Source organism: Nocardia sp. NPDC050408 (assembly GCF_044458905.1).
GTDB lineage: Bacteria > Actinomycetota > Actinomycetes > Mycobacteriales > Mycobacteriaceae > Nocardia.
In genome coordinates this window covers 126801-147433 of record NZ_JBITIL010000007.1, presented here as the reverse complement: position 1 = coordinate 147433, position 20633 = coordinate 126801, and the positions used below count along the sequence as shown (strand labels likewise).

At 65.8% G+C, this 20633-nt stretch carries 18 protein-coding genes; 12 read left to right on the top strand and 6 right to left on the bottom strand.

The window, feature by feature from the left end; translation table 11 throughout:
* Positions 1–18 precede the first annotated feature (18 nt).
* Complete coding sequence (locus ACIBJI_RS22650) at positions 19–582, top strand: alpha/beta hydrolase (RefSeq protein WP_364341598.1); 564 nt, start codon at positions 19–21, stop codon at positions 580–582.
* Here ACIBJI_RS22650 and ACIBJI_RS22645 read toward each other — a convergent pair.
* Positions 562–1665 (bottom strand): alpha/beta hydrolase, encoded by a 1104-nt coding sequence (locus ACIBJI_RS22645; protein WP_364341596.1) that lies wholly within the window; start codon positions 1663–1665, stop codon positions 562–564. The genes ACIBJI_RS22650 and ACIBJI_RS22645 overlap by 21 nt on opposite strands.
* A gap of 245 nt (positions 1666–1910) precedes the next feature.
* Between ACIBJI_RS22645 and mqo the strand changes: the two genes are divergently transcribed.
* The 6 genes from mqo (at position 1911) to ACIBJI_RS22615 (ending at position 9173) form a co-directional block, all read left to right on the top strand.
* Complete coding sequence (mqo, locus tag ACIBJI_RS22640; RefSeq protein WP_397085568.1) at positions 1911–3428, top strand: malate dehydrogenase (quinone); 1518 nt, start codon at positions 1911–1913, stop codon at positions 3426–3428.
* A 182-nt stretch (positions 3429–3610) separates the two neighbouring features.
* Positions 3611–4060, top strand: a complete 450-nt coding sequence (locus tag ACIBJI_RS22635; protein WP_364341592.1) for a GNAT family N-acetyltransferase — start codon at positions 3611–3613, stop codon at positions 4058–4060.
* A gap of 198 nt (positions 4061–4258) precedes the next feature.
* Positions 4259–6385 (top strand): VWA domain-containing protein, encoded by a 2127-nt coding sequence (locus ACIBJI_RS22630; RefSeq protein WP_397085667.1) that lies wholly within the window; start codon positions 4259–4261, stop codon positions 6383–6385.
* Positions 6386–6441: 56 nt separating this feature from the next.
* Positions 6442–7056, top strand: a complete 615-nt coding sequence (gene cobO / locus ACIBJI_RS22625; RefSeq protein ID WP_364341590.1) for a cob(I)yrinic acid a,c-diamide adenosyltransferase — start codon at positions 6442–6444, stop codon at positions 7054–7056.
* A gap of 94 nt (positions 7057–7150) precedes the next feature.
* Positions 7151–8797: a cobyrinate a,c-diamide synthase gene (locus ACIBJI_RS22620; RefSeq protein ID WP_364341588.1), complete on the top strand. Its 1647-nt coding sequence runs from the start codon at positions 7151–7153 to the stop codon at positions 8795–8797.
* Positions 8784–9173 (top strand): cobalamin biosynthesis protein, encoded by a 390-nt coding sequence (locus ACIBJI_RS22615; protein WP_364341586.1) that lies wholly within the window; start codon positions 8784–8786, stop codon positions 9171–9173. The genes ACIBJI_RS22620 and ACIBJI_RS22615 overlap by 14 nt, the downstream gene beginning before the upstream one ends.
* Positions 9174–9179: 6 nt before the next feature.
* Here the strand turns inward: ACIBJI_RS22615 and ACIBJI_RS22610 are convergent, their stop codons facing one another.
* Complete coding sequence (locus ACIBJI_RS22610; RefSeq protein ID WP_397085566.1) at positions 9180–10394, bottom strand: cytochrome P450; 1215 nt, start codon at positions 10392–10394, stop codon at positions 9180–9182.
* Between the two features lie 225 nt (positions 10395–10619).
* On the opposite strand from ACIBJI_RS22610, the gene ACIBJI_RS22605 reads away from it, so the two are divergent.
* On the top strand, positions 10620–11012 hold the full coding sequence (locus ACIBJI_RS22605) for a VOC family protein (RefSeq protein WP_364341582.1): 393 nt from the start codon (positions 10620–10622) through the stop codon (positions 11010–11012).
* Between the two features lie 39 nt (positions 11013–11051).
* On the opposite strand, the gene ACIBJI_RS22600 is transcribed toward ACIBJI_RS22605, so the two are convergent.
* Together ACIBJI_RS22600 and ACIBJI_RS22595 are read right to left on the bottom strand one after the other, a co-directional pair.
* A complete protein-coding gene (locus ACIBJI_RS22600) occupies positions 11052–12182 on the bottom strand; it encodes a hypothetical protein (protein ID WP_364341580.1) in 1131 nt (376 codons plus the stop codon).
* Positions 12183–12190: 8 nt separating this feature from the next.
* A complete protein-coding gene (locus tag ACIBJI_RS22595; RefSeq protein ID WP_364341578.1) occupies positions 12191–13321 on the bottom strand; it encodes a phosphotransferase family protein in 1131 nt (376 codons plus the stop codon).
* A gap of 421 nt (positions 13322–13742) precedes the next feature.
* On the opposite strand from ACIBJI_RS22595, the gene ACIBJI_RS22590 reads away from it, so the two are divergent.
* Positions 13743–15026 carry a DoxX family protein gene (locus ACIBJI_RS22590; RefSeq protein WP_364341576.1) on the top strand — a complete coding sequence of 428 codons (1284 nt, stop codon included), beginning with the start codon at positions 13743–13745 and terminating at the stop codon, positions 15024–15026.
* 16 nt (positions 15027–15042) lie between these two features.
* On the opposite strand, the gene ACIBJI_RS22585 is transcribed toward ACIBJI_RS22590, so the two are convergent.
* On the bottom strand, positions 15043–15495 hold the full coding sequence (locus tag ACIBJI_RS22585; protein WP_364341574.1) for a nucleoside deaminase: 453 nt from the start codon (positions 15493–15495) through the stop codon (positions 15043–15045).
* Between the two features lie 146 nt (positions 15496–15641).
* Between ACIBJI_RS22585 and cobA the strand changes: the two genes are divergently transcribed.
* The 3 genes from cobA to ACIBJI_RS22570 all read left to right on the top strand — a co-directional run bounded on the left by cobA (position 15642) and on the right by ACIBJI_RS22570 (position 20174).
* Positions 15642–16901 carry a uroporphyrinogen-III C-methyltransferase gene (cobA, locus tag ACIBJI_RS22580; RefSeq protein WP_364342024.1) on the top strand — a complete coding sequence of 420 codons (1260 nt, stop codon included), beginning with the start codon at positions 15642–15644 and terminating at the stop codon, positions 16899–16901.
* A 262-nt stretch (positions 16902–17163) separates the two neighbouring features.
* The gene (locus ACIBJI_RS22575; RefSeq protein ID WP_364342022.1) at positions 17164–18690 is read left to right on the top strand and encodes an MFS transporter; all 1527 of its coding nucleotides are present in this window, start codon (positions 17164–17166) and stop codon (positions 18688–18690) included.
* A 2-nt stretch (positions 18691–18692) separates the two neighbouring features.
* Positions 18693–20174: an MFS transporter gene (locus ACIBJI_RS22570; RefSeq protein WP_364341572.1), complete on the top strand. Its 1482-nt coding sequence runs from the start codon at positions 18693–18695 to the stop codon at positions 20172–20174.
* A gap of 19 nt (positions 20175–20193) precedes the next feature.
* Here ACIBJI_RS22570 and ACIBJI_RS22565 read toward each other — a convergent pair whose 3' ends face one another.
* On the bottom strand, positions 20194–20601 hold the full coding sequence (locus tag ACIBJI_RS22565) for a PPOX class F420-dependent oxidoreductase (RefSeq protein WP_364341570.1): 408 nt from the start codon (positions 20599–20601) through the stop codon (positions 20194–20196).
* Positions 20602–20633 lie beyond the last annotated feature (32 nt).

Below are 20633 nucleotides of genomic sequence, written 5' to 3'. Positions count from 1 at the left end.
CGTGTAGCGTACTCCGGCATGAAATCTCGGCGGATCACGGTCGGTGACCGGGCATGGACCGTACGGGTCGACGGCCCGGAGTCTCGGCACAGCGTGCTGCTGTTGCCCGATGCCGGTGATCCGGTCGACGTCTACGACCAGGTGTGTGCGCGCCTGCACACCTCGGACCTGCGCACCATCGCGGTGGAATCGGTGGCGGACCTGGATCCGGCGGGCGTGCACGCCATCCTCGACGAACTCGGCATCCCCTGGGTGAATGTCGCCGGACGCGGCGCGGGCGCGCAGTTGGGCTGGCAGGTCTGCGCGGGTGGATTCGGCCGGTTCATCAGCCTTGTCGTCGCCGACCGCGGCCATCCCGCGATACCCGCCGCCGACGGCACCGTGGCGGACCCGACATGTCGACCGGTGGAGGTCGCCGCCACCGTGCTGGTCACCAAGAATCTGCCGCGTTCGGTCGCCGATGCCTCCGGTCGCTACGTCTACGGCGAATTCCGGGTGGTGGAGATCGATGTCGACAATGTGGCGACCGAGGCCGACCACGAATTGGCCACCGAGATCGTGTTACGCACCAGCCTCTGGTGAACCCGCGGTCTTCTTGCGAAAAACCGTCAACCAGTCCAGCCAGCTGTCTAGTTCGGCGAAGGCCTTGGTCAGCGGTTCGGCCGAGGACAGGAAGACATCGTGGCGCGCGCCGTCGATCGGGACGATATTGGTCCGATCGCCCAGGCAGCCCGACCAGCGCTGAATCTGGCGCACATCGAGCACCGCATCCGCCACATCGACGGCCGGACCGTATTTGCGCGCGAATTTCGTGATGCGCGAACGCAGAATCAACGCGGGCACGCCGACCGACAGACCCGCCTGCAGTTGCGCGTGCCCGTTGCGAATCGCGCGCAACCAGCCCAACCGGACCGGGAAGCCCGCGAGCGGTTTCCAATCCAGGTTGTAATGCCACTCGCCCGCGACGCTGTGGTGCAGGCTGTCACCATAGGAGCTGATCTTGGCGCCGGGTAGTTCGAACATCGACCGGAACCGGCCGAGCAACCTGATCACCGGGGTGCCGATGGTCCGGTAGTACGAGGGACCCTGCAGGTCGAACCACGGGCTGTTGAGCACCAGCCCGACGATGCCCGATTTGGCCGTGCCATTCGTCTTGTTGAGCCGGTCCAGCCAGAGCGCCGCGACGAGTCCGCCGGTCGAATGCGCGACCAGCAGCACGTTGTCGCCCGCCTCCTCCTGGACGATGCGTAGCGACTCGTTCAGTTCGGCGTCGTAGAGCGCCAGATCGGTGACGTAGTGCGGCGTCTGGCCCTCCCGCAGCGAGCGACCGCACTTGCGTAGATCCAGCGCGTAGAAGCGATGCCCGCGCCCGGCGAAGTGTTCGGCAAGATGCTGCTGGAAGAAGTAGTCGGTGAAACCGTGCACGTAGAGCACCGCGGGCTCGGTGGCTGTGTCGTTTCGAGTGACCCGCAAGCGATCGCTAGCGGCGGCATCGGTGTCGGGGGTATAGCGAACGAGGGTTGCCACGGCCTCGCCCTCACCATCGGGGTCCGGACCGAGCGGCAGAGTGCGCTGCTCATAGCCCGCGCCGAGGACATCGGGCTGCCAGCGCTCGGTGGCCGGGGCCGTGATATCGGACACGCTGAGCGAGACTTCGTTCGTCACAACGATCAATGTAGGCGACGTCAGCGCCGTTTCGAAGATCGAAGCCCGGAAGGAATGTATGTCACATTCGTTGGGTTCGTTGCCGGACTTCGAACAGGTGAGGTGCACAATTGGGCTAGGTGAACGGCGGGTAACCTACACCCCGCCGAGTCACGCAGGACTCGCAACAACCACATAGCGCCCGTGCCCAGCAGGCCCACCGTGGGGGTGGGCGTGCGCAGAAGGACAAGGAAGTCGATCTACCCGTGCCGAACGCTGCCATCACTGAAAAGACCGATGTAGTACTCATCGGTGCCGGCATCATGAGTGCCACTCTCGGCGCACTGCTTCGGCAGTTGCAGCCGGAATGGTCGATCTCCCTGTTCGAGCGGCTGGACGCGGCCGCCGCCGAGAGCAGCGATCCGTGGAACAACGCGGGCACCGGACACTCGGCACTATGCGAGCTGAACTACAGCCCGCAGAATCCGGACGGCTCGGTCGATATCAGCAAGGCCATCGACATCAACGAGCGCTTCCAGGTCTCGCGCCAGTTCTGGTCCTACGGCGTGGAGAACGGCATCCTCGGCGATCCCTCCGCCTTCATCAACCCCATCCCGCACGTCAGCTTCGTGCACGGCGCGGACAACGTCGACTACCTACGCAAGCGGTACGAGGCGCTGTCGCGGCATCCGCTGTTCTCGACGATGGAATACATCGACAGCCCCGACGAATTCGCCAAGCGGCTGCCGCTGATGGCCAGGGGCCGCGACTTCTCCGATCCGATCGCGCTCAACTGGACCGATGAGGGCACCGATATCGACTTCGGTTCGCTCACCAGCGAACTGCTGGCCTACCTCGGCCGCTCCGGTGTCGATCTGGCCTTCGGTCACGAGGTGCGCAACCTCACCAAGCAGTCCGACGGTTCCTGGCTGGTCAAGGTGCGCAACCTGCGCACCCGCCAAACCCGCACGCTCATCAGTAAATTCGTCTTCGTCGGCGCCGGCGGCGGTGCGCTGCCGCTGCTGCAGAAGGCGGGCATCAAGGAGGCCAGGGGTTTCGGCGGCTTCCCGATCAGTGGTCAGTTCATCCGCTGCACCAACCCGGACCTGATCTACAAGCACGAGGCCAAGGTCTACGGCAAGGCCGCCGTCGGCGCGCCGCCGATGTCGGTGCCGCACTTGGACACTCGCATCATCAAGGGCCGTCCCGGCCTGCTGTTCGGCCCGTACGCCGGCTGGACGCCGAAGTTCCTCAAGGACGGTAAGAACACCGATTTGTTCAAGTCGGTCAAGCCGAACAACATCTTCTCGCTGCTCGGCGTCGGCGTCACCGAACTCGGCCTGACCAAGTACCTGATCAGCGAGCTGCTCAAGTCCGAGGCGGGCAAGGTGGCCACGCTGGAGGAGTTCATTCCGCGCGCGGACGGTCACGACTGGGAGCTGATCACCGCAGGACAGCGCGTGCAGGTCATTCGGCGCAAGGGTGCGGGCGGCGTGCTCGAGTTCGGCACGGCGGTTATCGCCGCCGAAGACGGCACCATCGCGGGTCTGCTCGGCGCGTCGCCCGGCGCGTCGACCTGTGTGACCGCCATGATCGACGTGCTGCAGCGCTGCTTCCCGCGCGAGTACGCCGACTGGTCACCCAAGCTGAAGGAAATGGTGCCCTCGCTGGGCGTGAAGCTCTCGGAAAACCAGGCGCTGTTCCAGGAAGTCTGGGATTGGTCGACCAAAACCCTGAACCTGAACGGTGTGTCGGACAACACGCCGAAGCACACAGCGGTGTGAGCGACGGGCCCGGAGGCGGTAGCTTGCGTGGCCACGCAGGGCCCCGCGACATCGCGAATTGGACACAGCGGTGTGAGCGACGGGCCCGGAGGCGGTAGCTTGCGTGGCCACGCAGGGCCCCGCGACATCGCGAATTGGACACAGCGGTCGCGCCGATCGCGTAGTTGTGATAGCAAGACTCGATGATGTCAACGGTTGCACTCAAACGGTCCTGGGCGCTCGATCTCGACACCGCCACCCTGTATCAGCTGTTGAAGCTTCGCGTCGAAGTCTTTGTCGTCGAGCAGAAGTGCGCGTACCCGGAGTTGGACGGTCTCGACCTGCTGCCGGAGACGCGCCATTTCTGGCTCGATGACGAGGGCGAGATCATCTCGACGTTGCGCTTGACCGAGGAGCACGACAACGGTGTGAAATCGTTCCGCATCGGCCGGTTGTGCACCTCGGTTCCGGCGCGCGGGCACGGGTACACCACCCGGCTGGTGCAGGCCGCGCTCGCTGAGGCGGGTTCGGCGACCGTGCGCCTGAGTGCCCAGACCTACCTGGTCGACATGTACGCCAAATTCGGGTTCAAGCCCGACGGCGACGAGTTCGAAGAAGACGGCATCATGCACTTGCCTATGCGCAGGGGCTGAACCGCGAGCGGTCGCATACCCCGTAACTACCTCGCATAGCGTGCGGCTCGGGTGAGGACCGCTGGGGATGCGAGGCACTGCTGAGTTTGGGCCGGGCATGGTTCGACGGTGGAGGGTGCTGCCGGACGGTGGTTGCGGCGCGAATAGAGTTGGGGCGTGTCACTGTCCCGTACCGAAAACGCGCCGCAAGCCCCTTCGCTGACCGGGGTGCGTCCCGATGCCGATGGTGATGCGGGCTTTCCGTTCTCGGCGGTGGTGGGGCAGGAGCGGTTGCAACTGGCATTGATCCTGTGTGCGGTGCATCCCGGGATCGGCGGCGTATTGGTGCGCGGAGAGAAGGGGACCGCGAAATCGACCGTTGTGCGGGCGCTTGCGCAATTGCTGCCTCCGATTGTCGATGAGACGGGTGCACGGCCCGCTCGGCTGGTCGAGTTGCCGGTGGGTGCCACTGAAGACCGAGTGGTCGGTTCTTTGGATCTGGAGCGGGTGCTGCGCGATGGCGAACAGGCGTTCCGGCCCGGACTGTTGGCGGCCGCGCATCACGGCGTGCTCTATGTCGACGAGGTGAATCTGCTGCACGACCACCTGGTGGACGTGCTGCTCGATGCAGCGGCGATGGGTCGGGTGCATATCGAGCGTGATGGGGTTTCGCATTCGCATCCGGCACGGTTCGTGCTGGTCGGCACCATGAATCCGGAAGAGGGTGAGCTGCGGCCACAGCTGCTGGACCGGTTCGGGCTCACCGTCGATGTCGCGGCTTCGCGGAATGTGGACGTGCGAATGTCGGTGGTGCGGCGTCGGCTGGACTACGAGGCGGACCCGGCGGGATTCGCTACGCGCTATGCCGCGGCCGATCGGGAGGTGGCCGAGCGGATTCTGACCGCCCGCGATCGGGTCGCATCCGTTGCGCTCGATGATGTGGAATTGCGGCGGATCGCCGCGCTGTGTGCGTCATTCGATGTGGACGGTATGCGGGCCGATCTGGTGGTGGCCAGGGCCGCCACCGCGCATGCGGCCTGGCGCGGCGCGGATGCCGTGGCCGAGGCGGATGTGCGGGTTGCGGCCGAGTTGGCGCTGCCGCATCGGCGGCGGCGGGATCCGTTCGATGAGCCGGGGATCAGCGAAGAGCAGCTGGATGAGGCGATGCGTGCGGCGGGAGAAGAGGCGGCAAAGTCCGGTGAGCGTGCGGAGTTAGCGGAGACCGGGGCCGAGGATCTCGACGGCGGCCGTTCGGACGGTGGCGGTTCGCGTGATCTGGACAGCCGCCCCAGCGATGCCGATGATGCCGGGTCCGAAGGCGGTCCGGATAGCGCATTGAACAATGCGGACGATCCGGATGGTGGTCCAACCAATGGTGGCCCGGATGGTCAAGGCCCAGAAGATGATCCGGATGGTGGTCCCGGCAAGGGCGGTTCAGCCGCGCCTGGCCCCGACGACGGCGGTCCGGATTCGCCGGGCGGCGGGCAGTCACCGTCCGCGCGCGAGGGTCGTATCGGCGCACCCGCGACATCCGTTGTGACACCGCCTCGTTGGGAAGTGCCGGGCGTCGGCGAGGGCGCGGCGGGTCGCCGTTCGCGCGCGCAGACCAGACAGGGACGCACGGTGCGGTCCAGTACCGATACCTCCGGCGGCCTACACCTGCTCGGCACCGTATTCGCCGCCGCACCGCACCAGCACGCCCGCGGCCGAGCCGAAGGGCCGTTGAAGTTGGCCGCCGATGATCTGCGCGGTGCGTATCGCGAAGGGCGCGAAGGCAATCTGGTCGTCTTCGTGGTCGACGCATCCGGATCCATGGCAGCGCGCGACCGGCTCTCCGCGGTTACCGGCGCGGTCGTCGCTCTGCTGCGCGACGCCTACCAGCGGCGGGACAAGGTCGCTGTGATCACCGTGCGTGGCCTAGAAGCCGAACTCGTCCTGCCACCGACCTCCTCGGTAGATATCGCGGTGCGACGCCTGTCCGGCATCCGCACCGGCGGCAAAACCCCGCTCGCCGCAGGGCTTTTGAAGGCCCGGGAGGTCGTGCACCGCGAACGCGTCCGCGATCCACGCCGCCGCCCGATGCTGGTCCTGCTCACCGATGGCCGCGCCACCGGCGGCGTCGATCCGGTGCCCCGCTCCCGCGCCGCGGCGAATCTGCTTGCCGCCGATGCGATCACCTCGATCGTCGTGGACTGCGAACGCGGCATGATCCGCCTCGGCCTCGCCGCCGAACTGGCCCGCACCCTGCGCGCAGGCTACCTCCAACTGGCCGAACTGACCGGCGACTCGGTCGCCGAGGTCGTCCGCGCCGGATCCGGCCGCCCCAGCGCGACCCGAGCCGCCTGAGGTGACGCAACGGGTCGGTGTGCAAGTTCTGATCAATTGGCTACCGAGGAGTTTGGATGCCTAAGGGTGTGCCGGAGACGGTTCCGGATGATGGGCTGACTACGCGGCAGCGGCGGAATCTGCCAGTGCTCGCGGTGCATACCGGGCCGGGTAAGGGGAAGTCGACGGCGGCTTTCGGGATGGCGTTGCGCGCGTGGAATCAGGGCTTCGATATCGCGGTATTCCAGTTCGTCAAGAGTGCCAAGTGGAAGGTGGGGGAGGAGGCCGCTTTTCGCACGCTCGGCCGTCTGCACGAGGAGACCGGTGTCGGTGGGCCGGTCGAATGGCACAAGATGGGGGAGGGTTGGTCGTGGACCCGTAAACAGGGCAACGATGAGGACCACGCTGCTGCGGCACTGGCCGGTTGGCGGGAGATCGCGCGCAGGCTTCAGGCCGAACAGCACCGCTTCTACGTCCTGGACGAATTCACCTACCCCCTCAAATGGGGTTGGGTCGATGTCGACGAGGTCGTCGAAACTCTTCGCAACCGGCCCGGCAACCAACACGTGGTTATCACGGGTCGCGATGCCCCTGGAGCCCTCTTGGACGCCGCCGACCTGGTCACCGAAATGACCAAGGTCAAACACCCCATGGACGCGGGCCGCAAGGGCCAGCGAGGCATCGAATGGTGACCTCACCGCGCGGCGCGTCATACGATCCGCACCCGTTGTCGGGACCTGCCCTCCTTGGGGGTGCCCCTCGGGGAACCCGTGGAGTGGTGCGGCTGTGAGTGGGGTCCCGGCGGTGGTGATTGCCGCGCCCGCTTCGGGGAGTGGGAAGACGACGTTGGCGACCGGTCTGATCGGGGCGCTGCGGCGGGCCGGGCATCGGGTGGCGCCGTTCAAGGTGGGCCCGGACTATATCGATCCGGGATATCACGGCTTGGCGGCGGGGCGGCCCGGTCGCAATCTCGATCCAGTGCTGGTCGGCGCGGAACGTGTTGTCCCCCTGTACCGCCACGGTGCCCAGGGTTGTGATCTGGCGGTGGTCGAGGGCGTCATGGGCCTGTTCGATGGCCGCATCGATGAGAACCACGCCGCACCGATCGCCGAGGGATCCACTGCGCAGGTAGCTGGATTGCTCGGTGCCCCAGTAATTTTGGTGGTCGACGCGCGTGGCCACAGTCAAAGCCTCGCCGCCCTCCTGCATGGCTTCGCAACCTTCGATACCGCGATCCGTTTGGGCGGCGTCATTCTCAACCGCGTCGGCAGCGAACGCCACGACCAAGTGCTGCGCGCGGCCTGCGACCGAGTCGGCCTCCCGGTCCTCGGATCACTACCGCGCATGGCCGAACTAGAGGTCCCCTCCCGCCACCTCGGCCTCATCCCCGCCGTCGAACATGGCGCTGCTGCCACCACTGCCGTCGAAGCAATGACCGACCTCGTGGCCGCCCACGTCGACCTCCCCACCATCGCCCGCCTCGCCCGCTCGACCATCACCGCCGCCGCCTGGGATCCGGTAACCGTGATCCGGGAAACCCAAGTCTCGGTGGTCGCGAATAGCGTGGATGAAGCGGTGTCCGCCGACGTGACCAGTGCGTTTGCGGGGGGCGCGAGTCGTTCGAATGCTTCAGGTCCCGCAGGTGCCAGTCGCACGGCTGCATTCGCGGGGAACCTCGCCGAGCTCGAGGAGGTTGGTTCGAATCGCGCGACTGGCGCTCCTGCGGGCATCGGCGACGGAGTGCGTGTGACGGGTCTGGTCGCAGAGCGCTCGACGGCCGCGGGTGGCTCGGGTGTGGCTGGGGGGCTCGGTCCCGTGATCGCGATGGCCGGCGGGCCTGCGTTCACGTTCGGGTATGCGGAGCATCGGGAGCTGTTGGAGGCCGCAGGCGCGCGAGTTGTGGTTTTCGACCCGATGCGGGACGAACTTCCCACTGGGACAGCCGGTTTGGTATTGCCCGGCGGGTTTCCAGAGGAGCATGCGGCAGCATTGGCGGCCAATGATCGGCTGTTGGCGCAGGTGGCCGAGCAGGCCGGGCAGGGCCTTCCGGTGCATGCCGAATGTGCCGGACTGCTGTATCTCAGCCGCTCGCTGGATGGTCATCCGATGGCCGGTGTAGTCGATGCGACAGCTGAATTCGGTCCCCGCCTGACCCTCGGCTATCGAGATGCCGTTGCACTGGCCGATTCCGCCCTATGGCGCGCGGGAGAACGGGTGCGCGGCCACGAATTCCACCGCACTCGCCTGGTCGCCACCGGCACCGATACCCCCGCCTGGGGCTGGCGCACCGCAGGCGACCGCATTCGCGAGGGCGCTCTCGTCCACCACGTCCACGCCTCCTACCTGCACACACATCCCGCCGGAAACCCCAGAGCCACAAGCCGTTTCGTCGCGGCAGTCGCCGACTACGCCCGCACCTGTGCCGCCATCTGACACCTCGGCGTCACCAATCTTCGCCGTCGGCCTCGGGTTCCGACCGGGCACATCGAGCGAACGAATTCTCGATGCGCTGCGAGAAGTAGTGGGCGACAAGCCTGTTGCCTGTCTCGCGACCATCGATCGGCGCGCCGAGGAACTTTGTGCCGCCGCCGACCGCTTGGGCGTCTCGATCCGTACCTTTACGGCGGCCGAACTCGCGCAGGTCGACGTGCCGAATCCCTCGTCACGCACCCAGGACGCCCTCGGCACCGTCAGCGTCGCCGAGGCAGCCGCGCTACTGGCCGCCAACGGTCCGCTCGTAATTCCCAAGCGGACCGTCGACGGAATAGTGATCGCGGCCGCTCTCGCCGCTGAATCACCACTGACGTAACGAGAGTCAGGACACCTTTCCCAGTTCGATCGGCAGGGACAACGGGCCGATGGTGAAGAACGACGGCGAGTAGGGAATCTCATCCGGGTCGATGGCTAGCCGCAGGTCAGGCAGTCGCCCGTAGAGCGAGGCGAGGGCAAGTCGGCTCTCCAATCGCGCGAGTGGTGCGCCTATGCAGTAGCGCGGTCCGTGTCCGAAGCCGAGATGTCCGGTCTGCTGGCGGGTCAGGTCGAATTGGTTCGCGGTCTCGCCGTACTTCTCCGGATCGATTCCGGTCGCCTGATAGACCACACCGACCGCACTCCCCTTGGGAATGGTCACACCTGCGATCGTCACATCGGTCAGCGTGAACCGGTAGCTGGTCATCATGACCGAGTGGCGGAACCGCAACGTCTCCTCGACCACGTCCGCCCAGCGGTCTTCGGCCTTGGCCACTGCGAGCTGATCGGGATTCCGATGCAGTGCGACGACGGCGTGGCCGAGCAGATGCACCGTGGTCTCGTGACCGGCGATCAGCATCAGCCAGAGCACGCCGACCAATTCGTCGGTGGTGAGCCGATCGCCCGCATCGCGCGCCTGCACCAGATCCGAGGTCAGATCGTCACCGGGTTCCCGCTGTTTGCTCTGCACCAGTTCGTGCAGGAACGCCCCGAGTTCGTTCTGGGTCGCGAATGCCACCTCTGGTGGGGTGGTGTGGGCCAACAGAGTAGAGGTCCATTTCCGCAGCCGTGGTCGGTCCCCTTCGGGCACACCGAACAATTCGGCGATGACCGCCATCGGCAGTGCGTCGGTGAACATGGGCACGAGGTCCACTCCATCACCTGCCGCGATCACCTCGTCCAGCAGTCCATCGATGATCTCTTGGATCCGCGGCTCCATTGCCTGTACCAGCCGAGGTGTGAACCCCTTTCCGACCAGACCACGCAACCGGCGGTGATCCTCCCCATCCTTCGTGGCCAGGTGGTCGCCCTGGACGATGGCCCGCAGCGGCCAGTCCTCCGGGATCGATCCGTCGTATAGCGCGGGCCAATGCTTCGGGTCCCTGGCGAAGGTCTTGTTATCTCCGGCGAGGATCTCCGCAACGGCATCGTGCGTCAAGGCCAAATAGGCGGGCACACCGCCCGGGAATTCCACTTCGACCACCGGAGCGGTCTGCTGTAGCCGGATGCAGGTGTCGAGCGGGCTTTCGTCGGCGGCGGGGAATGCGGGAAGACTTGTCATGATGACCCCTCGGGCGGTGCCGACCCGTTGGCACGGGTATGGACGATCGGTCGCATACACGACCAGACAAAACTTCCGCCGAATCATCATGTTCAGCAAGATGTTTCGCCGGTGGAGGGGCATGGTGCCAGACATCGGGTCAGCCCGCTGGTACGACAGTTCTCAGCTGCGGGAAGCCCATCGATTCGTCACCGATCCCGTGGACCGGCGTGGTTTAGTGGGGTGATGGATATCTGTGGTATCGACAATGTGCTGGTTTCGGTCGGTGACCTGGATGCCGCGGTGTCGTTCTACGGGGGCGTGCTGGGATTGGCGGTGAAGTTCACGCTGCCGGAGCAGGGGATTGCGGTATTCGATGTCGGCGGGGAGGTGGCCGGTGTGATGGCTCGGGTGGATCCACGGGCGGGGGAGGCGGGGTTGTCCGGAATGCGGCTGTGGTTGGAGGTGCCCGATGCGTTGGTCGCGACGGCCGAGCTCGAAGGGCGCGGCGTGCAGGTAATCAGCGCGCCGTTCGAGGTCGGAACCGGTTGGAGCGTAGAGGTTTCCGACCCGTGGGGAAATGTGATCGGGCTGACGGACTACCGGAAACGTCCCGAGTTGGCGCGGCCGGTGAGCTGACTCGGGTGGGCGCGCACGAGCACGCGCCCACCGAAAACCTTACTGTGCGACCGAACCCCAGTCGGCGAACCCGGTCGGATCGTGCCGTCCGAGACTCCCGTGTTCGAACAGGCCCCACCCCTCGGAATCCCCGCAGCGCGCATGCGCCACGTGGTCGATGACCCCGAACGGGATTCGCCCCGCGATCGCCGGATCGGTGAGGTCGTAGCTGCTGCTCGACGACCAGTCGCGACCCATCCATCGACCGTGCAGCCAGTCCGGATCCCCGCCGTACCCGCAGCCTACGTGTAGGGGAATATTGGTGACGGTCCGCACCTCGACCTCGAGCGGCTTACCGTCCGGGGTGGTCAGTTCCAGCCGTGCGCCGATGGGATGCCTTGTCCCGGAACGGTATTCGATGTGGTAGCGGGGCCAGCCCAGCTGTTCGGTGCGACCGTCCGGGAAGATGCGGACGGCGTCGTTGAGGGTGCGCTTGCCGTCGGGTTCCTCCTGCAGGATCAGCACGATGGCGAAATCGTCGAAGCGCAGCGGCACATACATCCACCAGAATCCGCCGGACGGTTCGGCGGCGGCCCGGCCCGGCGGTTCGGGTTCGCCGACCGGGCGGATGCCCCAGGAGCGATCCCGGGTGCCCATCCAGACGGCCGGGTCGACGGTGAGGTCCGTGCCGTCGACGTGCAGCGTCCCCTCCCACGAGCCGACCTGCGCGAAGCGGGTCGCCTGGATAATCGGGCGGTTGCCGTTGAGGATCAGATGCGGTTGTTCCTCGACGGCGGGAAACGATCCGTGCCAGGTGAGGTCGAAGCCGAGGTCATTGTGCTCGCAGACCACCCGGATCCGCTGCAGCGGATCCTGCACCTCGACGCGGTAGCCGCCGACTCGCAGGTCGACGCCGCGATCGCCGAGCGCGTCGGAGAAGCGGACCGTGCGCTGGATATCGCCGCGCCGGACGCAGGCGTACGCGTCGATCACTCCGAGGTTCGGATACACCCCGCCGCCGGTGACGAAGAAGGTGCCGCCGTCGCGGTCGTGTCCGTTGAAATAGCTTCTGTCGTAGAAGTTCCGGTCGCTGCTGGCGACTCGGGACATGGACAGGTGCGTCTGGTGGATGGGGTATTCGTCAAGGGGCGAGGGAGCGGAGCCTGCGGAGCGACCATCGGATACAGCCATGATTTCCTCTAATCCCATTCGTAGGTTCCGTCGAGCAGCGCCTCCAGGCTTGCTCGGTGCATCACGTAGTCGTCGCGATCGGGGGTGTCGGTGTCCTCACCGAAATGGATCATCCGGCGCTTGACCCTGGCCATCACGATCGCGTGCCGCAGCGCGGCGTACACGATGTAGAAGTCGAGATCGCGAACCGTATATCCGGTGACCTCTTCGTATTTCGCGACGACATCCGCGCGCCGCAGGAAGTCCGGCAGTCCGGGCTGATCGAAGCGGGTGGCAAGGTCCTGGAAGAAGCGGTGAATGAAGATCACCCAGGCGATATCCAGTTCGCGCGGGCCGAGTCCGGCCATCTCCCAATCGAGTACCCCGACCGGGGTGAAGCCCTCGTACAGAATGTTGCCCGGGCGCGAATCGCCCCAACTCAGCACGTCCGGACCGGGATCGGCGGGCCAGTGCGCGTCGAGCCAGTCGAAGGTCCGCTCGATCAGGGGAATCGAATAGCCGTCATCGGCCAATGCCCAGCGGTACCAGTTGCGGTGCCATTCGACATGTCGGCGCAGCGCCTGGCCCGGACCGTCCAGCATCGGAAATCGCGTTGCCGGATCCGGTATTTCGTGCACTTTCGCGATGACCTCGACGGTCTTCGCGGTCAGCTCGGCCCGCTCCTCGGGACTCGCGTCGAACAGCCAGCCGATGAAAACATACGGCGGATTGTCCGAGGGCACCCTGCCCTCGACCCGGCGCATCACGAAAAACTTTGTGCCGAGCGGCTTCTCGTCGGGTTCCAGCCAGCACAGTTCGGGGACCGGCACCGCGGAGGCGGCCGCGACTCCTGCCATGATCTGGTATTGCAGCTCCAGGTCATAGTTTTCGAAGACCGGGAAGGAATCGGCCTCCGGTGTCATCCTGGCCACGAACGAACCGCCGTCGGCGCGCCCGTCCACACTCCATTGCGCATCGAACAGCACCGTCGGACTCGACATTCCCGCCCCCTGCGGCCGCGACAGCGCAGAAATCCTGGGCGGGTGATCCGCGTGGACTTTGCCGTCCAGCCACCGGGACAGGTCCTCGGCGAGGGTGTCGAGGTCCCGCGCGCTGACGGTCAGCTGCCGTCGCGCGGTGGGATCGGGATCGTCGGCCATTCTTTGTCCTCCTGACGCATGTGCCTGCGGAAACTGTAACGCGTTCTAGTCGGTGCTTACCGCAGAAATCCGAAGAAATCGAGCGACCCTCACTGGGTGATATTCGGTATTGACAATCCCCTGCACCAGGTGGCGGGTCATACCTCCGGCGGAGTCGCGTACGCCGATGGATCGGGGTGGAAATCGGGGTTTTCCTGGAAGCGGGCCGGGCCGCGGCGTCGATACCGTCGGCTGACGTGGAGTTGTGAGAGGGAAGGATCTGCGTGAGCGAGCGCCAGCGAGTGAACCATCGGCACAGGGTGCCTTCGCGCACGACGGAGCCGAGCGCCAGCGAGGCGCGGTTGTGAGCGCGATCGGTACAGAGGTTCTCGATAGGGAAGGCAGCGTCATACCGCCCGAACAGCCCGATCGATGGAATCCGGTGACCAGGATCGTTTTTCGGTTCTCCTTCGGCTATTTCGTCCTGTTCTGCCTGCTGTTCACCCAGATTCCGTTCGCCTTCGCCGGGCTGCTCGCGCAATCGCTGCCGGATGACGCGGTGCTCTGGGAATTTCGCGCCTTGCGCCCGATCATCGAGCCGGCCGGACGACTGTTCTTCGATACCGATGTCGTGCTGCGCGAGGATTCGGGCAGCGGCGATCAATACTTCATCTGGACATTCGTCTTCTGCGTACTGATCGCCGCCGCGGTGGCGACCCTCATCTGGACCGGGCTGGACCGGCGCAGGCCGAACTATCGGCAGCTACAGGCCTGGTTCCTGCTCTTCATCCGGATGTCCTTGAGCGGACAGATGCTGCTCTACGGGTTCGCAAAGGCGATTCCGACGCAGATGCCGGAGCCGACACTGGCCAAACTGCTGCAACCCTACGGCGAGTTCAGTCCCGCCTCGGTGCTGTGGAATCAGGTCGGGAGTTCACCCGGCTACGAGATCCTGCTCGGCTGCGCCGAAGTGTTCGGCGGACTGCTGCTGTTGCTGCCTAGGACCGCGACCGTCGGCGCCATGCTGAGCTTGGTGAGCTTGGCGCAGGTGTTCGTGCTCAATATGACCTTCGACGTGCCGGTCAAGATCCTGGCCTTCCACCTCATGCTGCTGAGCATGGTGCTGCTCGCACCGCAGGCGCGGCGGTTGGCGAATGTACTGGTGCTTAATCGGCCATCCGAACCCGCCACGCAGCCGGATCCGTTCCGCAGCAACCGAACTCGCCGGATCGCGATCGCACTGCAAGTCGTAGTGGGAGTGTGGATGGCATCGGGCTTCGTGCACACCGGCCTGAAGTACTGGAGCGAGGGTGGCGGTGGCAGCCCGAAGCCGCCGCTGTACGGGATCTGGACGGTATCGGAATTCACCCAGGACGGCGTGCCGGTCCCGCCGCTGACCACCGATGAAACTCGTTGGCAGCGTGTAGTTTTCGATGTGCCGGGCATGACCTATCAGAAGATGGACGGCACCCTTGTGCCCGCCGTTCCCGCTATCGATACCGCCGCGCACAAGATCTCGGTGTCCGCGCCGCCGCAGCGGCCGGACGCGCAACCCGCTCAGATCGCCGACTTCAGCTTCGAACAGCCCGCGCCCGACCGTCTGAGGCTCAACGGGCAGTTGAACGGTCGGCCGGTGACCATCACCTTGCAGCAGGTTGATCTGAACAGCTTCCCGCTGCGCGGCCGTGGGTTCAACTGGGTGCAGGACTATCCGTACTTCCGCTGAAATCCCTTGTCCGACATCAATCCCCGGCTACCCCGATATCTTCGTTCCAGAGCAGCGGTTGCTCGGCGATGAAATCGGTCATCAGGTCGATGCAGCGCTGGTCGTCGAGCACGGTTACCGCGACGCCGTGCTCGGCCAGCCAGTCCTGCCCGCCATGAAAAGTCTGCGCTTCCCCGATGATTACCGCCCCGATCCCGAATTGGCGCACCAGCCCGCTGCAGTACCAGCACGGTGCCAGCGTGGTCACCATGATGGTCGAGCCATAGTCACGGCGGCGACCCGCATTGCGAAACGCATCGGTTTCGGCGTGCATGCTGGGATCACCGGACTGCACCCGGCGGTTGTGCCCACGCCCGAGCAGGGTGCCGTCGACCGCGAACAGGGCCGCGCCGATCGGAACCCCGCCTTCGGCCCGGCCACGTAGTGCCTCGGCGTAAGCCACCTCGAGTAGTTGATCGGCCTGTGTCATGGCTCCACCCCGCCCGACCCCCAGCGATTCATGGGCCGAAGTATAGGGAAGCCGTCCGCGGCGGGTGATTGCCGGGCGCGTGCACGCAGGACGTAGGCTCGAACACTGTGCCGAACACGTCAGTACCTACCGATGACCAGCCGGAAATCAACCCGGCCGACCGTCCCGCGAGTGATCCGAACTACCTGGTCGGGCTCGATCTCAATGGGCGGCGCGTCGTCGTAGTCGGCGGCGGGACGGTCGCGCAGCGCAGGCTCGGACTATTGATCGCCTCCGGAGCGGACGTGCACGTCATCAGTCGCGACGTCACCCCGGCGGTGGAGGGAATGGCTACGTCCGGGCAACTCACGCTGAATTTGCGCGCCTACGCCGACGGCGATCTGGATGGTGCCTGGTACGCGATCGCATGCACCAATGAACCCGAGACCAATGCCGCGGTTGTGGAGGAAGCCACCCAGCGACGGATTTTCTGCGTGCGCGCCGATGTCGCCCGGCTCGGCACGGCGGTAACTCCGGCGACCGCTCGCCACGACGGCCTCACGCTCGGCGTGCTCGCCGGTGGACAGCATCGGCGGTCCGCGGCCGTGCGTAATGCATTGCTCGAGGCGCTGCAATCAGGTGTGGTGAACGATGATTCGACGCCGATCACCCCGGGTGTCGCGCTGGTCGGCGGCGGTCCCGGCGATCCGGATCTGATCACGGTGCGCGGCCGCCGCCTGCTGGCCCGGGCGAATCTCGTTGTCGCCGACCGGCTCGCACCGCCGGAACTGCTCGCCGAACTCGGTCCGGACGTCGAGGTGATCGACGCGGCCAAGATTCCCTACGGGCGGGCGATGGCGCAGGAGGCGATCAATTCCGCGCTGATCGAGGGCGCCAAGGCGGGCAAGTTCGTGGTGCGGCTCAAGGGCGGTGACCCATATGTGTTCGGGCGCGGCTATGAGGAGGTCGAGGCCTGCGTCGAGGCGGGCATTCCGGTGACCGTGGTCCCCGGCATCACCAGCCCCATCTCCGTGCCCGCCGCGGCGGGCATTCCGGTGACCCATCGTGGCGTCACCCATGAATTCGTGGTGGTCAGCGGCCACGTCGCACCCGATCATCCGGACTCCCTCGTCGACTGGCCCGCCCTGGCCCGCCTGCGTGGCACCATCGTGCTCATGATGGCGGTCGAGCGCATCGAACAATTCGCCACCGCCCTCATCGAGGGTGGCCGACCCGCCGACACACCGGCGACGGTGATCCAGGAGGGCACGCTGCGCACCCAACGCGTCCTGCGTGCCGACCTCGGCACTGTTGCCGCTCGCGTTCGCGAAGAAGCCATCCGCCCACCCGCGATCGTTGTGATCGGGCCCACGGCCGGCTTCTCCGCCGATGCCGCCGAACCGCAGGCAAAGTCCGCTGCCGGATAACGCATCCTGGCATCGACGAATCATCGCGTCTATGCCGCTCGATGAGCTCAATCGGTTCGTTCCGGCTTCGCCGCTGCCGCATCCGGCCGCGAACGCCGCGTGCGAGATTCGACGACTCAACCGCTCGGCTCCCGCAACTGGAAGGTTTCACAACCGACCAGTGACTTTCGCTATGACTGAGTGAATCGCACGCGCGGGAGCGGAGACCTGGGTTCCGGATCAATTACAGTGGCTCACCGTGCTCGATAATCCCCCTGCGAAGATGCAGTACCCGGTGACGCAGCGGGCCTTCGGGCTCGCCATTCTCGTGCTGAGTGGGCTGCAGCTGATGGTTGTGCTCGACGGCACCGTGGTCATCTTCGCGCTGCCTCGACTGCAAGAGGAAATGGGCATGACCAGCGCGGGCGGCGCGTGGACGGTGACCTCCTACGGTCTGACCTTCGCGGGGCTGATGCTGCTCGGCGGGCGACTCGGGGATGCGTTCGGTCGTAAACGCATGCTCATCCTCGGCGTCGGGATGTTCACAATCGCCTCGCTGATGTGCGGGTTGGCGCAGAGCCAGGCCATGTTGATCGCGGCCCGCGCCGTGCAGGGTGCGGGCGCGGCAATTGCGGCGCCGACTGCATTCGCGCTGGTGGCAACCACCTTTGCACCGGGCAAGGCGCGCAATCAGGCCATTGCGATCGTCGGCTCGATGGTCGGTATCGGCTCGGTCGGCGGTCTCGTGGTGGGCGGTGCCCTGACCCAGCTGTCCTGGCGCTGGATCTTCCTGATCAATGTGCCCATCGGCGTGCTGATCATCCTCGGTGCGCTGTCCCAACTCGCCGATACCGAACACCACCGATCCGCACTCGACATCAAGGGCGCGGTGCTCGGCACCATGGCCTGCGCGTCGATCGTGTTCGGCGCGACCGAGGGGCCCGAGTTGGGGTGGGGCAGTCCGGCCGTAATCGGTGCGTTGGTGGCGGGCGCGGTGTTGTTGATCGTTTTCGTGGTCGTGGAGCGCACCGTCGATGATCCGCTACTGCCGTGGTCGCTGTTCGACAGTCGCGATCGGGTCACCACCTTCATGCTGATCTTCCTGGCCGGTGGCGTACTCGGTGCGATGACCTTCTTCGTCGCGCAGTTCCTGCAGAATGTGCTCGGCTATGGACCACTGGTCGCGGGTATCGCGTCGATTCCGTTCACCATCGGCATCGGCATCGGCGGTGCGGTGGCCTCCAAGGCAGCGCTGTACGTCGCACCGCGCTGGTTGGTGTGCGGCGCGGCATTCGTGCTGGCCGCCGGACTGCTGGTCGGTTCGCAGCTCGACGGCGGCGTGAATTACCTGACCACCCTGCTGCCACTGTTGATAGTGATCGGCTTCGGTGTCGGCGTGGCAATGGTGCTCGCGCCGCTGTGCGTGCTCGTCGGGGTGCCACCGTCCGATATCGGCCCGCTGTCCGCTGTGGGGCAGATGTTCATGAACCTGGCGACGCCGGTATTCATCGGGCTGCTCACTCCCATCGCGGCATCGCGCACCATGTCGATGGGCGGGCGCACAGGTAAGGCGGCCGATATGAACGAGGCCGAGATCTTCGCGCTCGGCAGCGGATACACGCTGGTGCTCGCGGTCTGCTCGTTGGTCGCGGTGCTGGCGGGCTTCGTCGCGCTGACATTGCGTTATACGCCCCGACAACTGGCCGAGGCACAGCACGCGCAAGAGGAATCGCAGCGGACCGGCTCCATGCCGGTGGTGCCGCGGACGGGGCCGCTACCTGTCATCCGTCGCTCTGACTACAGTGGCTGACTGTGCCAGACAATCCCGCTACGACGCCGTATCCGGTGACGCGGCGGGCCTTCGGCCTGGCGATCCTGGTGCTGAGCGGGCTGCAACTGATGGTCGTGCTCGACGGCACCGTGGTGATTTTGGCCTTGCCCCGGCTACAGGAAGAACTAGCGCTATCGAGCTCCGGTAGCGCCTGGATGGTCACCGCATACGGTCTGCCGTTCGCGGGTTTGATGTTGCTCGGCGGCCGGATCGGTGACTCGTTCGGCCGCAAACGCATGTTCATCGCGGGCGTCGCGCTGTTCACGCTGGCCTCGCTGCTGTGCGGGCTCGCGCAGAACGATGGCATGCTGATCGCGGCCCGCGCCATCCAGGGCACCGGTGCGGCACTCGCGGCCCCCACCGCACTTGCCCTGGTAGCGACCACTTTCGCGCCCGGTCGGGTGCGCAATCAGGCGATCGCGATCTTCGGCTCGATGATAGCGGTCGGCTCGGTCGGCGGACTGGTGATCGGCGGTGCGCTCACCGAGGTGAGCTGGCGCTGGATCTTCCTGATCAATGTGCCGATCGGTGGGTTGATCCTGTCGGGCGCGGTGCTGCGGCTGCGCGACACCACCCCCCACCGACTGTCCCTGGACGTGCGCGGTGCCGTGCTCGGCACCCTCGCCTGCGCCTCCCTGGTCTTCGGTGCGACCGAAGGGCCCGAGTTCGGCTGGGACAGTCCGGTCATCATCGGGTCGATTGCCGTCGGTCTGGTGCTGTTGATCGTCTTCGTGCTCGCCGAGCGGTGGGTGGTCAACCCGCTGCTGCCCTGGTCGCTGTTCGATAAGCGTGATCGGGTCGCCACCTTCGGCGCCATCTTCCTGGCCAGTGGAGTATTGGCCGCGACAACATATTTCGCAGGTCTGTTCGTTCAGAATGTGGTCGGATACAGCCCGTTGGTCGCCGGGGTCGCGTTCATCCCATTCACCATCGGCGCTGGTATGGGCACCGCCACGGCTTCGCAGCTGGCGATGACGGTCGCCCCGCGCTGGTTGTTGAGCGGTGCCGCGGCGCTTCTCGTCGTCGGATTGCTGTTCGGCTCGACGCTCGAACGGGGGGTGCGGTACTGGCCGACCCTGGTGGGTCTGTTCATCATGATCGGCTTCGGTATCGGTGTTGCCGTGGTGGTCGTCCCACTGTGCGTATTGGTCGGTGTCGCGCCGAAGAATATCGGCCCGCTCACGGCGGTCGGCCAGATGTTCATGAACCTCGGCACACCCTTCGCGATCGGTCTGCTCGCTCCGGTTGCCGCCGCCCGCACGCTGTCGCACGGCGGTCGGACGGGTAAGCCAACCGGTATGACGCCCGCGGAGCTGGATGCCCTCGGAAGTGGTTACACGCTGGTGCTTTTCGTCACCGCCATCGGCGCACTGCTGGTCGGCCTGGTGGCACTGACATTGCGCTATACGGCGGCTGAGGTCGGCCAAGCGCAGCATGCGCGCGAGGAGGCCGGGCAGGGCTGAACCGCGCCCGGCGGCGAGCTCACAGGCGACCGGTGACCTTGCGTGGGGTCACCCGGACGATCACGCGGGGTCCGTCGTTGACGGAGGCCGGGTTGAATTCGGCGTACGGAAGCCCGGTGTAATGGTGCGACAGCTTGTCCGGCAGTGCCTTATCCGGATCGGGGGTGATCGTGGCGGTGCCGCGGATCTCCGCGTACACGTACGGATTATCCGGCGGATTGATCATCACCGTGATCCGCGGATCACGGGCCAGGTTCTTGCCCTGCTGCCGATCCACCGTCGTGGAGAACAGCAGATCGTCGCCATCGCGCTCGAGCCAGATGACGGTCAAGTGCGGTTGTCCGTTCGGTCCGATTGTCGCGGCGGTCGCGAAGACCTTCGACTCGTCCAGGTACTTCTTCAATTCCTCGGAGAGCACAGCTGTCATGAATTGATGAAACGTTCGCCGACTCTCGAACA